Raw genomic sequence first — 13,426 nt, forward strand, 5'->3', positions numbered from 1 at the left:
AGGCGGCGCGCGGGGGAAAGCTTCGTATTATCCCACTGCTTTGCGACAGCCGGCGGCGGCCGCCTGAAAGCCGGCTGTCAGGGGGCGGTGCGCATGGCGGCCACGTCCAGCACGCCGGCTTCGCGGTTGGACAGGATGGCGCGCACATTGCCGTCCGGGGCCTGCAACACCGACATGCCGGCCGCGATTTCCTTGCCGTCGGCCTGGCGCGCCGAGCGGCCGCGCGAGGGCGAGAACAGCAGGTCGCCGGGTTGCACGCCGGGCACCCGCGGGCCGGCGGTCAGCAGGCGGGTGCCGGTGGGATAGGTGATGCCGCCCAGCGTGCTTTCACGGCCCAGCAGGCCCTCGAACGCCAGCAGGCGGCGCTGGGCGTCCAGCGTCATGTCCACCTTCAGCAGCGGCATGCCGGCCACGGTCAGGGGCTCGCTGCCTTCGGCGCGCAGCAGCCAGCGGGGCGCCGGGCTGGCCGGGTCGGGCGCGCTGGCGCGGGCCGCGTCGTCGACCTTGAGCCAGGCGCCAGGGGGGATGGGCTGCTGGTTCAGGGTGTTGCCGATGGCCAGGTGGCAGCTGGCAAAGCGCGGCTGGCCGCCCAGCAGGACGAATTCGACCCGGTGGCCGTGGGCGCAGAGCCAGCCGTCCTGGGCCTGGTCGCGGGCGATCTCGGCCGACAGTGTTTCGGGCTGCCGGCTGGTGGCCGGGTAGTGGAACAGGCGCGTGGCGCTGATGCCCTGCACGGAGGCCGGATGGCCGTCCGGGAAGGTGGCGCGGTCGAACGAGGCCGGGTCGCCGGCGGTGGCCAGGCGCAGCACCGTGCCGGCCGGCATGTCGACCCCGGCCAGCCGGGTGGGCTGGTCCAGCACCCGGTCAAGGCTGGCGCCCAGGCGCGCGTCGCGCTGGGCTTCCAGCCATTGGCTCAGTTGCTGGTAGGGAAAGATGCCGCCGACCAGGGCCAGCAGCGCCATCAGGATCGTGCCGCGGCGGCGATGGTCGACCAGCCACAGCCGGGCGCCGCGGCTGGTGGCCAGGACGGCCAGCCAGGTCAGCAGCGTGGAGAGGCAGGCCAGCGACACTGCCATCAACACATAGTAATTACCGCCAGGAAGGGATACCGGAATCATGGCGGCAATTATGCGCCAAACCGCCGTCGTTTTTGGTGGCGCCCGATCGGCTTCGGACGGGTGCCGGCACGCCCGGGCGCGCCATGGGCGCAAGCGGCGGGCCGGCGCCGCGGCCGCCTCAGTCCTTGGCGCCGGCCGAGCGGGTGGCCACCACCTGCAGCTTCAGTTCGCCCAGGGCCTGGAACAGCGCGTTGCGGCTGCCTTCGGGCAGTTCGCCGAACATCGACTTGACCCACGACTCGTGCGCCCGCGCCATCCTGGCGAAGCTCTTCCTGCCCTGCGGGGTCAGCTTGATGAGCGAACTGCGGCGGTCGGACTCGACCTTGGTGCGCACCACCAGGCCTTCTTTTTCGAGTTGGTCGGTGATACCGGTAATATTGCCGTTGGTCACCATCATGTGGCGCGACAATTCACCCATCTTCATGCCCTTGGGGGCGCGCTGCAATTGCGCCATCAGGTCGAAACGGGGCAGGGTGGTGTCGAATTCGTTGCGCAGCCGGCTGCGGATCTCGCCTTCGATGAGATTGGCGCAGGTCAGCATGCGCAGCCACAGGCGCAGCGCATGGTGATCATCGGGGGCGGCGCGGGATTCCAGGTCGGGGGCGTCTGTCATGGTCGGCAGGTTACCGGGAATGCGTGGATCGGTCTGTATTCATGAGTCACTGGTAAAAACCCTAGACTTGTTTTGCCGGATACTTTAAACCTAAACTATGAACCACGCCAGTTCTCCCCTTGCCGCACCACGGGATCGGCTGCTGCGGGCGCCGGTCTGACGCGCCGCCTGAACGGGTCGGCAGGCCGGGCATAGAAGTCCTTCGAATCGCAATCCCAGAAAAACACCCTCTGCGCGGCTCGCGCACGGAGCACACCACCATGCGTTTCATCACTTCCCTCGTTGCCGCCGCCGCGTTGGTTCCGGCACTGGCGCACGCCGATCCGGTCAAGGTCGGCATCGCGAATGACATTTCCGGCCCGTTCTCGGCCCTGGGCGCCGAAGCCCGCGACGGCTTCAACCTGGCCATCAAGCAACTGGGCAGCAAGCTGGGCGGCCAGCCCGCCGAGTTCCTGCAGACCGACATGGGCGGCAACCCCGATCAGGCGCGCCAGCTGGTGACGCGCTACATCCAGCGCGACAAGGTCGATTTCTTCACCGGCCCGATCGGCTCGAACGTGGCGCTGGCCGTCGGCCCCGCGCTGTTCGCCGCCAAGGTGCCGTACCTGTCGAACAACCCGGGCCCCAGCCAGTTCGCCGGCGCCCAATGCAATAACTACTGGTTCGGTTCGTCCTACCAGAACGACGCCTTCCACGAAGCCGCCGGCAAGGTCGCGGCCGACCGCGGCTTCAAGAAGATGTTCATCATGGCCCCGGACTACCCGGCCGGCAAGGATGCGCTGGCCGGCTTCAAGCGCGGCTACAAGACCGCCCCGGGCGACGAGGTCTACACCAAGCTCGGCCAGATCGACTACGCCGCCGAGATCGCCCAGATCCGCGCCGCCAAGCCGGACGCGGTCTACATCTTCCTGCCGGGCGGCATGGGCATCAACTTCGTCAAGCAGTTCGTGTCGGCCGGCCTGTCGCAGAGCGTCAAGCTGATCGGCCCGGGCTTCTCGGCCGACGAGGACGTGATCCAGGCCGTGGGCGAGCCGATGCTGGGCATGTACAACACGGCGCAGTGGGCGCATGACCTGGACGTGCCGCAGAACAAGGCCTTCGTCGAGGCCTTCCGCAAGGAATACAACGGCCGCTACCCGTCGGTGTATGCCGCCCAGGCCTACGACGTCATCATGGCCATGGACGCCGCCGTCAAGCAGGCCGGCGGCAAGGCCTCCGACCGCGACGCCATCGTCCAGGCGCTGGCCAAGGCCGACTACCCCTCGGTGCGCGGCAGCTACACCTACGGCAAGAACCACTACCCGATCCAGGCCTACTACCTGCGCGTGGTCGACAAGGACGCCAGCGGCCGCATCACCAACAAGCTGGTGGGCAAGGTGTTCGACAAGTACCAGGACGTCTACGTCGGCGACTGCAAACTATAAAAGGCGGCGGGACGCGTAAAGCGTCGCGGCTACACAATGTAGCCTGGCCCCGCGGGGTCGCGCGGATCCGGCTTCGCCGGTCCGTCGCGACGCCCCCTTGAGGGGGAAGCGCGCAGCGCTCCGGGGGTGGGCCCACCAGGGGATTTATTCATGACGTTCACGCTCATCGTCGAGCAATTGCTGAACGGTCTGCAGTTTGGGTTGATGTTGTTTCTGATCGCGGCCGGGCTGACCCTGGTGTTCGGCATCATGGACATCATGAATCTGGCGCACGGCTCGCTCTATATGGCAGGCGCCTATGTCGCCGCCGAAACCATGCAGCGCACGGGTTCCTTCACCGCCGCCGTGCTGGTGGCCGCCGTCGCCACCGGCCTGGTCGGGGTGGCGCTGGAACTGACGCTGATCCGCCGCCTGGCGCTGCGCGACCATCTGGCACAGGTGCTGGGCACCTACGCCGTCATCCTCATCGCCAATGACCTGGTCAAGATGATCTGGGGGCCGGCCCCGGTCATGCTGAACATGCCGGCGCTGCTGTCCGGGCCGGTGCGCCTGCTGCCCGACCTGCTGTATCCGGCCTACCGCCTGATGATCATCGTCTTCGGCGTGGCCTCGGCCGTCGGGCTGTACTGGTTCGTGACGCGCACCCGCGCCGGCGTGCTGGTGCGGGCCGGCGCCTCGAACCGGCAGATGGCCACCCTGATGGGCGTGCGCGTGCCGCTGCTGTTCCTGGGCGTGTTCGTGCTGGGCGCGATGCTGGCTGCCGTGGCCGGCGCGCTGCTGGGGCCGATCACCTCGGTGCAAGTCGGCATGGGCGAGGAAATCCTGATCCTGGTGCTGGTGTGCATCGTCATCGGCGGCATCGGCTCGATCCGCGGCGCCTTCGTCGGCGCGCTGCTGGTGGGCATGGTCGATACGGCCGGGCGGGCCTTCCTGCCGATGCTGCTGCGCCAGGTGTTCTCGCCCGCGGTCGCCTCCAGCGTCGGCCCGACGCTGGCGGCCATCGCCATCTACGTGCTGATGGCGGCGGTCCTGGTGTTCCGGCCTTCCGGCCTGTTTCCGGCGCGAGGCTGATGATGCGGACCTCTTCGATGCTCTGGACCCTGGCCCTTTTGGCCGCGCTGGCGGCGTTCCCGCTGGTGGCGCCCGCGCTGGGCCTGGATTTCTATATCTCCTTCGTGCGGCGCGTGCTGATCTACGCGCTGGCCGCCACCAGCCTGAACCTGATCCTGGGCTACGGCGGCATGGTGGCGCTGGGCCACGCGGCTTTCTTCGGCGCCGGCGCTTACGCGGTCGGCATCCTGGCGATGTCGGGCGTGAGTTCGGCGCTGGTGTCGTGGCCGGTGGCGATGCTGCTGGCGGCGCTGCTGGCCTTCATCACCGGCGCGATCTCGCTGCGCACGCGCGGCGTGTACTTCATCATGATCACGCTGGCGTTCGCGCAGATGCTGTTCTACATCTTCATCTCGCTGCGCCAGTACGGCGGCGAGGACGGCCTGAACCTGCCGGGCTACTCCACGTTGCCGGGCATTGACCTGGCCAACGACGTGGCGTTCTATTACCTGGTGCTGGCGATCTTCGCCGTGATGATGTGGCTGTTCGGGCGGGTGACGCTGTCGCGCTTCGGCACCGCGCTGCAGGGCATCCGCGAAAACGAGTCGCGCATGGAATCCATGGGCTACGCGGTCTACCGCATCAAGCTCACCGCCTTCACGCTGAGCGGCGCCGTGGCCGGACTGGCCGGCGCGCTGCTGGCCAACCATAACCTGTTCATCTCGCCCAGCCTGATGCATTGGACCCAGTCGGCCAACCTGCTGATCATGGTGCTGGTGGGCGGCATCGGCCTGCGCTATGGCGGCGTGGCCGGCGCGGTGGTGATGCTGGTGCTGGAAGAAGTGCTGCGCCAGTGGACCGAATACTGGCACCTGCCCCTGGGCGTGCTGCTGCTGGGCGTGGTGTTCGGCGCGCCGCGCGGCCTGGTGGGCCTGTTCGGCCCGCTGTTTGGCGGCCGTGCCGCGCAAACCGGCAAGGCGGGATCATGAACCAGACCCATACCCCCACGCAGGCCCCCGCGCTGCAGGCCAGCAACCTGGTGCGCCGCTTTGGCGCGCTGGTGGCCACCGACAATGTCTCGATCTCGCTGAACCCGGGCGAGATCCACGCCTTGATCGGCCCCAACGGCGCCGGCAAATCCACCCTGATCCACCTGCTGTCCGGCACGCTGGCGGCCGATTCCGGTTCGCTGGCCGTGGATGGCCGCGACGTCACCGCCATGAACGCGCACCAGCGCGTGGCGGCGGGCCTGTCGCGTTCGTACCAGATCACCAACATCTTCAAGCAGTCCAGCGTGCTGGACAACCTGGTGCTGGCGGTGCAGGCCCACGCCGGCAGCAGCTTCCGCTTCTGGCGGCCGCGCGCCGCCGAGTCGGCCCTGTACGAGCAGGCCCGCGAGCTGGCGCGCGAATGCGCCATCGACGCCAGCCTGCTGGACCGCGCCGCGGGCACCTTGCCGCACGGCGAACAGCGCAAGGTGGAGTTCGCGCTGGCCCTGGCCGCGCGGCCGCGCGTGCTGCTGCTGGACGAACCCATGGCCGGCATGGGGCCCGACGAGACCCTGCGCCTGACCGACCTGATCGAATCCCTGCGCGGCCGCGCCGCCATGCTGCTGGTCGAGCACGACATGCAGGCGGTGTTCCGGCTGGCCGACCGCATCTCGGTGCTGGTCTACGGCCGCGTGATCGCCACCGGCACGCCGGACGAGATCCGCGCCAACCCGGATGTGCGCCAGGCCTACCTCGGCGATGACGAAACGGCGCCCGCGCGCCAGGAGCTTGCCTGATGCTCAGCATTGAATCGGCCCAGAGCGGCTACGGCGCCAGCCAGGTGCTGTTCGGCGTGGACCTGCAGATCGGCGCGGGCCAGGTGGTGACACTGCTGGGCCGCAACGGCATGGGCAAGACCACGCTGCTGCGCACCCTGTTCGGCCAGCTGCCGCTGCGCGGCGGCAGGATCCATTTCGCCGACCAGGACATCAGCGGCTGGAGTCCGGACCGCATCGCCCGCACCGGCATGGCCATCGTGCCCGAGGGGCGCCAGTGCTTTCCCAACCTGACGGTGCGCGAGCACCTGACGGCCTTCGTGGCCGCGCGCAACCCCGCCATCGGCGAGCCGTGGACGCCCGAGCGCGTGTTCGAGCTGTTCCCGCGCCTGGGCGAACGCGCCCGCAACATGGGCAACCAGCTGTCGGGCGGCGAGCAGCAGATGCTGGCCATCGGCCGCGCGCTGGTGACCAATCCGCGCCTCTTGATTCTGGATGAGGCCACCGAGGGCCTGGCGCCCAAGATCCGCGAGGAGATCTGGAACTGCCTGGCGCGCCTGCGCCAGGCCGGCCAGACCATCCTGGTGATCGACAAGTACGTCGAGCGCCTGCTGAGCCTGGCCGACCGCCACGTCATCCTGGAGCGCGGCAAGGTGGTCTGGACGGGCGACTCCGCCGCGCTCGATGCCGATCGCGGATTGTGGGAACGCTACCTGGGCGTGTAGCGCGAAAGCCGCAGTCCCGGCGCGGGCGGTGGCTTTTCTTTCGATATAAAACGCAATAAAGACGAGGTTTGCCGCGGTCGGCCCGAAATAGGCTGACCTTTGGCAAATCCGCGCGTTTACGCCTGTTTTCATTCATCCCGTGGTTCTCTACACTTAGCGCGCCGTGCGTACCGCGTGGATGCGTCACGTCTTAACAAGCTGTCAGGGAAGACTTCGCATGGCGAAATGGGGTTTGCGCAAAAAATCATTGATGGCGCTGTTGCTGGCATGCCTGGTCGCGCTGGCGCCGGCCGCGCTGATCGGCTGGCAGGTGCTGGACGGCGTGCGCGATCACTTCGGCCGCGCCTTCGCCGATAACTTCACGCAACTGAACCGGCAGCGCATCCTGGCGCCGGTGTCGCGCGAGCTGGCGCTGTCGCAGCGGCTGGCCGACAGCGAGGTCACGCGCCGCTGGCTGCGCAACGAAAGCGATCCGGCCGCGCGCGAACTGTTCTTCCGCGAGGCCGACGGCTACCGGCGCGACCTGCTGGGCCGCGCCTATTTCATCGCCAGCGCCGCCACCGGCCACTATTACTTCAATGACGACCAGCCGCTGTCGGAGGCGCCGCGCTATACGCTCAGCCGCGACGCGGCCGACGATGGCTGGTTCTACAACTCGCTCAAGGCGAGCGCGCGCTACAACATCAACGTCAATCCGGACCTCAAGCTCAAGACCACCCGGGTCTGGATCAACGTGCAGGTGCGCGACGGCGACAAGGTCATCGGCCTGACCGGCGCCGGCCTGGACGTGGGCGGTTTCCTGCGCGACTTCGTCAACAGCGGCCAGCCCGGCGTGACGCCCATCATCGTTGACGAGGAGGGCGCGATCCAGGCGCACATGGATCCCACGCTGATCGCCTACAACTCAGGGGCCGGCGGCGCGGAAGGCGCCAGTGGCCGCGGCAGGGTGTTCAACCTGCTCGACGCAGGCAACGGCCGCGACGAGCTGCGCTCGGCGATGCACGCGGCCCAGGCCGATCCGCAATCGGTGCAGTCGGCCTGGGTCACCATCGACGGCGTGCGCCAGCTGGTGTCGGTGGCCTACATGCCCGAATTGCACTGGCACGTGCTGACGGTGGTCGACCTGGGCGCGGCCCGCGTGCTGGACACCGACTGGCTGTGGCCGGCCGCCATCGGCCTGGTGCTGCTGTTCGCGGCCCTGCTGCTGTGCTTCGGCTACGCCATCGAGCGCCTGATGCTGCGGCCGCTGCGCCGCCTGCAGCAATCGGCCCGCGCCATCGCCAACGGCAGCTACGACGTGCGCCTGCCGCCGGGCGGCCAGGACGAAATCGGCGACCTGAGCCGCGCCTTCGGTGTCATGGCCGACAAGGTTCGCCAGCACACCGCTGAACTGGAAAGCAAGGTGCGCGAGCGCACCTCCGAGCTGGAGGACGCCAACCGCGCCATGGCGGCCGCGCACAAGAAGATCGGCGATTCCATCGACTACGCCAGCCTGATCCAGCGCGCCATCCTGCCCGATCGCCAGCTGACCCAGTCGCTCGGCGCCCACCATTTCGTGTTGTGGAAGCCGCGCGACGTGGTCGGCGGCGATTTCTACGTATTCCGCTCGGACGGCGCCAACTGCCTGCTGGGCATCATGGACTGCGCCGGCCACGGCGTGCCGGGCGCGCTGATGACCATGTTGGCGCGCGCGGCCATCGACCTGGCCATCACCGAGGCCGGCCCGGCCGACCCGGCCGGCATCCTGGCGCGCACCGACAGCGCCATCCGCGCCATGCTCGCGGACGCGCAATTGCCACGGGCCCTGGCCACCAATACCGACGCGGGGCTGGTATATATTGACCGCCAATCCGGCAGCTTGCGGTATGCCGGCGCCAAGATCAGCCTGTACGCCAGCGACGGCGAGACCCTGCGCGAAGTGCCGGGGGGCAAGCGCGCGCTGGGCGACAAGCGGACCGGGACCTACCAGAACATCGAGTTGCGCATGGAGCCGGGCTGGACGTACTACCTGGCGACCGACGGCTTCCTGGACCAGGCCGGCGGCGAGCATGGCTTCGGCTTCGGCAACACGCGTTTCGCCGAAATGCTCAAGAGACACGCGCGGCAGCCGTTAACCGACCAGGCGGCGGCCTTTACCGAGGCCCTGGCCCGGTACCAGGGCGGAAGGCCGCAGCGCGACGACATTACCTTGCTGTCTTTCCGTTTCGAATAATCGTTATCAGGGCGGTAACTCCCATGAATGCCTCCGATCTCTACGCATTGGGCGAGCGGTTCGACCAGAACCGCACGCTGTTGTGCTTCAACGGGCCCATCTCCCGCAGCCTGATCGAGGAAATCGGCAATGCGCTGAAGAATTACCTGAACGCCGAGCACGCGCGGCCCGCCGAAGCCATGGACGTGTTTTCGGTCTACATCGAGATGATCCAGAACATCCGCCAGTATGCCGCGCAGAACGGCGACACGGACGCCGCCGCCACCGTGGTCATCGGGCGCCGCGACGAGAGCCGCTACGTGGTGTCGGCCGGCAACCTGGTCAAGGCCGAGGATGGCCGCAGCCTGGTGGCCCGCATCCAGCAGTTGGCCGCGCTGGACAAGGCCGCCCTCAAGGCGGAATACAAGGCCCAGTTGCACAAGCCGCGCACGCCCGGCGTGGCCTCGGGCGCGGGGCTGGGCCTGATCGATATCGCCCGCCGGGCCGGGGCGCCGCTGGAAGCCAGCCTGACGCCCGCGGCGGGCGAGGGCCGGGCATTCTTCAGCCTGAGCGTCGTGATCTGACCGCGCCCCTGAGCCATAGACCTTTTCGGAGTTACTGATGAAAGACCTGAATATTCCGGGGACCCAGTCCACGCCCGCCATCACCGCCGACGCCGCCGCCGGCGTGCTGGCGATGCGCGGCGACTCCTACCCCGAGAATTCCTTCGAGCTGTTCGGCCCGGTGATCGAATGGGTGGAGGCCTATCTGCTCAGTGGCGACGCGCCGCTCAACCTGGAACTGGAACTGCTGTACCTGAACACCAGCAGCATCAAGTCCGTGATGGACATCTTCGATCTGCTGGAAGCCGCCCACGCCAAGGGCCGCGGCGTCAGCGTGACCTGGTTCTACGACATGCGCAACGAGCGCGTCGGCGAGCTGGCCGAGGAATTCAAGGAAGACTGTACCTTCCCGTTCTCGGTCGTCGGCCGCCAATGAAGCCCGGCAACGCCGAGCTGGACGAACGCATCGCCGCCCTGCTGGCGGATCCGGCCTATGCCGGCCATCCGCTGCGCGAGGCCCTGCAGGACCTGTGGCGGCACACCGCCGAGCAGATGGCGCGGATCGAGCGGGTCACCCACCTGTCGGATGCCTACCAGTCGATGGCGCACCAGCGCGAGATGGGGCTGTGCGAACAGTTCGACCGGCAACTGCGGCGGCTGGCGCGCATCGCGCGCATCTCCGACCACTACCAGAGCATGATGCGCGACCTGAACGCGACGCTGGAAGAGACCTCGCGCCGCGATCCGCTGACCGGGCTGCTGAACCGCCGCGCCCTGACGGAGATGATCAAGCAGGAAGTGCAGCGCGCCGCGCGCGGCGGCCAGGCCTTCGTGGTCGCCATGCTCGACGTCGACCATTTCAAGGCCGTCAATGACCGCCACGGCCACGAGGTCGGCGACCGCGCCCTGGTCGAGCTGGCCGGCGCCATGCGCGCCAGCGTGCGCGAATACGACCTGTGCGGCCGCTGGGGCGGCGAGGAATTCCTGGTATTGCTGCCCGCCACGCCGCCCGGGACGGCGCAAGGCGTGATGGACCGGCTGGTTGGCGCGGTGCGCGCCCTGGCCATCGACGTCGGCGCCGAGGTGCTGCGCCTGACCGTGAGTATCGGCATGGCCTACCACCAGCTCGGTGAAACCTTTTCAGAAACGCTCAGCCGGGCGGACCAGGCCTTGTACCTGGCCAAGCAGGATGGACGCGACCGCGTCGCGCTTGGCTTTCCCCGGCCCTGAATGAACCCGGAATCGCTGTCTTCCGGTATGGAGCCCCTTATGCTTGATTCTCATCCAGGCGGTTCGAGCGTGGCCCCGCAGGGCGCCGCGTGGCAGGTGAGCAACTATCTGGCGACGATGGACCGGGCGCTGCTGCTGTTCGACTTCGACGCCGCCGGTTCGCTGCTGAGCGCGAACGACAACTTCCTGGCCGCGCTGGACTATGCCCGCGCCGATATCGCCGGCCTGCGCCACGACCTGCTGTGCGACAGCATGGACGAAGGCAAGGGCATCGCCAGCGCCGAACAGATCTGGGCCCGCCTGCGTCGCGGCGAATTCTTCTCCGGCACCTGCCGCTACCGCACCCGCGGCGGCGCGTCGCTGTGGATCGAGGCCACCTATCTGCCGATGCGCGACGAGAGCGGCGAAGTGCGCCGCATTGCGATCATCTCGCGCAAGTCCATCGCCGATGCGGAACGCCAGGAAGAGATCCGCCTGCTGCTGCTGGGGATCAACGAAACCGGCAATGCCGTGGCCGTGTCCGGGCGCGACGGCCGAATCGTCTACGTCAACGATGGCTTCCAGCGCATGCTGGGCTTTTCGCGCGCCGATGCGCTCGGGCAGGAAATGGGCGAGCTGCTGGCCGGCGGCCGCCCCGACGGTGGCACCCGCGAGGAACTGGACCGCCGCATCGCCTGCCGCGAGGGCTATCACAAGGACGTGCTGGTCTATGACCGCGGCGGCAAGCCCCTGTGGGTATCGATGATGGCCAACTCGGTGTTCGACGAGCGCGGCTCGCTGGTCAACATCGTCGATGTGCTGACCGACATCACGCCCACCAAGGTGCACGAGGTGCTGCAACGCCGCGTGCTGCAGGCGATGGTCAATGAGGCCTCGGTGGTCGAGGTGATGAACATGGTCTGCCGCGAGGTCGAGCGGCTGGCGCCCGAAGTCGCGGCCACCGTGCTGCGGGTGGACGAGGCCGGCAAGCTGCGGCCCCTGGCCGCGCCAAGCATGCCTTCGGCCTACTCCGACGCGCTGGAGGGCGAGGCCATCGGCCCCCGGTCCGGCGCCTGCGGCACCGCGGCCTTCCTGGGGCGGCCGGTGATCGTGCCCGATATCGCCACCGACCCGCTGTGGGACGACTATCGCCACCTGCCGCTGCCGGAAGACATCAAGGCCTGCTGGTCCTCGCCCATCAAGTCGAGCGACGGCCGCGTGATCGGCACCTTCGGGTTCTATTTCCGTGAACGCCGCCTGCCGGACGACTTCCATCATCGCCTGGTGGACGTGTGCGTGTACCTGTGCGCCCTGGCGCTGGAGCGCGAAGAGGCCCGCGCCCGCATCCGCCAACTGGCGTTCTACGACGAACTGACCGGCCTGCCGAACCGCAACCTGCTGCTGGCCCAGGCCGAGCAGGCCATCGCCCGCGCCGAGCCCGAGCGCAAGCGGGTGGCGGTGCTGTTCCTGGACCTGGACCGCTTCAAGCAGGTCAACGACACGCTCGGCCACCCCATCGGCGACGCCCTGCTGCGCGACATCGCCCAACGCCTGCGCCGCCTGGCGCGCGCCACGGATATCGTCGGCCGCCTGTCGGGCGACGAGTTCGTGATGCTGATGCCCGATTTCGAGCATGGCCGCCTGACGGCGGCGGCCGAGCACATCCTGGTGTCGCTGTCGCACCCGTTCGTGGTGGGCGGCATTACGCTCAATCCGTCGGTGAGCATCGGCATCAGCGTGTTCCCGGAAAATGGCCGCGACATGGATACGCTGCTGCGTCATGCCGACATGGCGATGTACCAGGCCAAGACGGCGGGACGCAACCGTATTTCGTTCTTCAGCGCGGAGATGAACCGCCAGGCCCAGGAGCGCCTGGCGCTGGAAGCGGCGCTGCGCGATGCGCTGGAGGGCCGCGCGCTGCGGCTGCACTACCAACCCCAGGTGGGCCTGAAGAACGGCAGCCTGTACGGGGTGGAGGCGCTGGCCCGCTGGCGCCATCCGACGCTGGGCGAGATCTCGCCGGCCCGCTTCGTGCCCTTGGCCGAGGAGTGCGGGTTGATCGGCGATCTGGGCGACTGGGCGGTGCGCGAGGCATGCTCGCAATTGTCGATCTGGCGCCACAACGGGCTGCGGGTGCCGTCGGTGTCGGTGAATCTTTCGGCCACCAATTTCCACAACCTGAACCTGCCGCGCATGATCGCCGCGACGCTGGCGGAGTTCGGGCTGGCGGCGTCGGATCTGATGCTGGAGATCACCGAGGGGGTGGTGCTGGACGCGACGGCGGGCACGCTGCGAACGATCGCGGAGCTGCACCGCCTGGGCGTGCGGCTGTCGATGGACGATTTCGGCACGGGCTATTCCAGCCTGGGGCATTTGCGGCGCTTGATCGTGGACGAACTGAAGCTGGACCGCAGTTTCGTCCAGGGGCTGGAGAGCGATGACGCGGCCCGGGCGCTGACGAGCGCCGTGATCCGCATCGGGGAGAGCCTCAGCCTGCCGGTGGTGGCTGAAGGGATCGAGAATGAAGAGCAGCGGCGATTTCTGATCGAGCAGGGGTGCGCGGCGGGGCAGGGGTTTCTGTTCTCGCCGCCGTTGCCGGCGGGGGATCTCGAGGAGTGGTTGCGGGCTAGGGGGTGAGCGGTTTGCTCTTTTCGCGGGGGTAGGTTCTTAAGGCGCGCGTGTCGGGGTCGGTGGGGGATGGCGGGGCTACGATTGCGGTCCGGAGCGTTCGCTCCGGACTGCCCCGGGCTCAACCTCGTTGCCGCCTG

12 protein-coding genes are annotated in these 13,426 nt (G+C 68.2%); 10 read left to right on the forward strand and 2 right to left on the reverse strand.

The features are described 5' to 3' along the window. Positions 1–77: 77 nt before the first annotated feature. Positions 78–1,118, reverse strand: coding sequence for a hypothetical protein (locus HV742_RS23050; protein ID WP_175146446.1), 1,041 nt, complete (start codon positions 1,116–1,118; stop codon positions 78–80). Between the two features lie 118 nt (positions 1,119–1,236). Continuing rightward, entirely contained in the window at positions 1,237–1,731 is a 495-nt protein-coding gene (locus tag HV742_RS23055; protein ID WP_054419178.1) for a MarR family winged helix-turn-helix transcriptional regulator, read from the reverse strand. Positions 1,732–1,991: 260 nt separating this feature from the next. Between HV742_RS23055 and HV742_RS23060 the strand changes: the two genes are divergently transcribed. From HV742_RS23060 to HV742_RS23105, 10 genes are all read left to right on the forward strand, one after another. After that, positions 1,992–3,155, forward strand: a complete 1,164-nt coding sequence (locus HV742_RS23060; protein ID WP_100505447.1) for an ABC transporter substrate-binding protein — start codon at positions 1,992–1,994, stop codon at positions 3,153–3,155. 150 nt (positions 3,156–3,305) lie between these two features. Further along, positions 3,306–4,226 carry a branched-chain amino acid ABC transporter permease gene (locus HV742_RS23065; RefSeq protein ID WP_006388547.1) on the forward strand — a complete coding sequence of 307 codons (921 nt, stop codon included), beginning with the start codon at positions 3,306–3,308 and terminating at the stop codon, positions 4,224–4,226. Continuing rightward, positions 4,226–5,194: a branched-chain amino acid ABC transporter permease gene (locus tag HV742_RS23070; RefSeq protein ID WP_437340598.1), complete on the forward strand. Its 969-nt coding sequence runs from the start codon at positions 4,226–4,228 to the stop codon at positions 5,192–5,194. The genes HV742_RS23065 and HV742_RS23070 overlap by 1 nt, the downstream gene beginning before the upstream one ends. Further along, complete coding sequence (locus HV742_RS23075) at positions 5,191–5,991, forward strand: ABC transporter ATP-binding protein (RefSeq protein WP_049071043.1); 801 nt, start codon at positions 5,191–5,193, stop codon at positions 5,989–5,991. The genes HV742_RS23070 and HV742_RS23075 overlap by 4 nt, the downstream gene beginning before the upstream one ends. After that, on the forward strand, positions 5,991–6,695 hold the full coding sequence (locus HV742_RS23080) for an ABC transporter ATP-binding protein (protein ID WP_006388550.1): 705 nt from the start codon (positions 5,991–5,993) through the stop codon (positions 6,693–6,695). The genes HV742_RS23075 and HV742_RS23080 overlap by 1 nt, the downstream gene beginning before the upstream one ends. A gap of 217 nt (positions 6,696–6,912) precedes the next feature. Continuing rightward, a complete protein-coding gene (gene siaA, locus HV742_RS23085; RefSeq protein ID WP_200904295.1) occupies positions 6,913–8,907 on the forward strand; it encodes a biofilm regulation protein phosphatase SiaA in 1,995 nt (664 codons plus the stop codon). 23 nt (positions 8,908–8,930) lie between these two features. Then, positions 8,931–9,470 (forward strand): biofilm regulation protein kinase SiaB, encoded by a 540-nt coding sequence (gene siaB, locus HV742_RS23090; RefSeq protein ID WP_049071048.1) that lies wholly within the window; start codon positions 8,931–8,933, stop codon positions 9,468–9,470. A gap of 37 nt (positions 9,471–9,507) precedes the next feature. Then, positions 9,508–9,885 (forward strand): biofilm regulation phosphoprotein SiaC, encoded by a 378-nt coding sequence (siaC, locus tag HV742_RS23095; RefSeq protein WP_049071049.1) that lies wholly within the window; start codon positions 9,508–9,510, stop codon positions 9,883–9,885. Further along, positions 9,882–10,679 carry a biofilm regulation diguanylate cyclase SiaD gene (gene siaD, locus HV742_RS23100; protein WP_063584174.1) on the forward strand — a complete coding sequence of 266 codons (798 nt, stop codon included), beginning with the start codon at positions 9,882–9,884 and terminating at the stop codon, positions 10,677–10,679. The genes siaC and siaD overlap by 4 nt, the downstream gene beginning before the upstream one ends. A gap of 39 nt (positions 10,680–10,718) precedes the next feature. Continuing rightward, a complete protein-coding gene (locus tag HV742_RS23105; RefSeq protein WP_254601226.1) occupies positions 10,719–13,295 on the forward strand; it encodes a sensor domain-containing protein in 2,577 nt (858 codons plus the stop codon). Positions 13,296–13,426: the final 131 nt, after the last annotated feature.

It is taken from the genome of Achromobacter ruhlandii, assembly GCF_902859695.1.
Taxonomy (GTDB): Bacteria; Pseudomonadota; Gammaproteobacteria; order Burkholderiales; family Burkholderiaceae_B; genus Achromobacter; species Achromobacter ruhlandii.

Excerpts from the sequence above, each read along its gene's own strand:
- HV742_RS23050 (WP_175146446.1), bottom strand. The coding sequence starts at position 1,118 with ATGATTCCGGTATCCCTTCCTGGCGGTAATTACTATGTGTTGATGGCA.
- HV742_RS23055 (WP_054419178.1), bottom strand. The coding sequence starts at position 1,731 with ATGACAGACGCCCCCGACCTGGAATCCCGCGCCGCCCCCGATGATCAC.
- HV742_RS23060 (WP_100505447.1), top strand. The coding sequence starts at position 1,992 with ATGCGTTTCATCACTTCCCTCGTTGCCGCCGCCGCGTTGGTTCCGGCA.
- HV742_RS23065 (WP_006388547.1), top strand. The coding sequence starts at position 3,306 with ATGACGTTCACGCTCATCGTCGAGCAATTGCTGAACGGTCTGCAGTTT.
- HV742_RS23070 (WP_437340598.1), top strand. The coding sequence starts at position 4,226 with ATGATGCGGACCTCTTCGATGCTCTGGACCCTGGCCCTTTTGGCCGCG.
- HV742_RS23075 (WP_049071043.1), top strand. The coding sequence starts at position 5,191 with ATGAACCAGACCCATACCCCCACGCAGGCCCCCGCGCTGCAGGCCAGC.
- HV742_RS23080 (WP_006388550.1), top strand. The coding sequence starts at position 5,991 with ATGCTCAGCATTGAATCGGCCCAGAGCGGCTACGGCGCCAGCCAGGTG.
- siaA (WP_200904295.1), top strand. The coding sequence starts at position 6,913 with ATGGCGAAATGGGGTTTGCGCAAAAAATCATTGATGGCGCTGTTGCTG.
- siaB (WP_049071048.1), top strand. The coding sequence starts at position 8,931 with ATGAATGCCTCCGATCTCTACGCATTGGGCGAGCGGTTCGACCAGAAC.
- siaC (WP_049071049.1), top strand. The coding sequence starts at position 9,508 with ATGAAAGACCTGAATATTCCGGGGACCCAGTCCACGCCCGCCATCACC.
- siaD (WP_063584174.1), top strand. The coding sequence starts at position 9,882 with ATGAAGCCCGGCAACGCCGAGCTGGACGAACGCATCGCCGCCCTGCTG.
- HV742_RS23105 (WP_254601226.1), top strand. The coding sequence starts at position 10,719 with ATGCTTGATTCTCATCCAGGCGGTTCGAGCGTGGCCCCGCAGGGCGCC.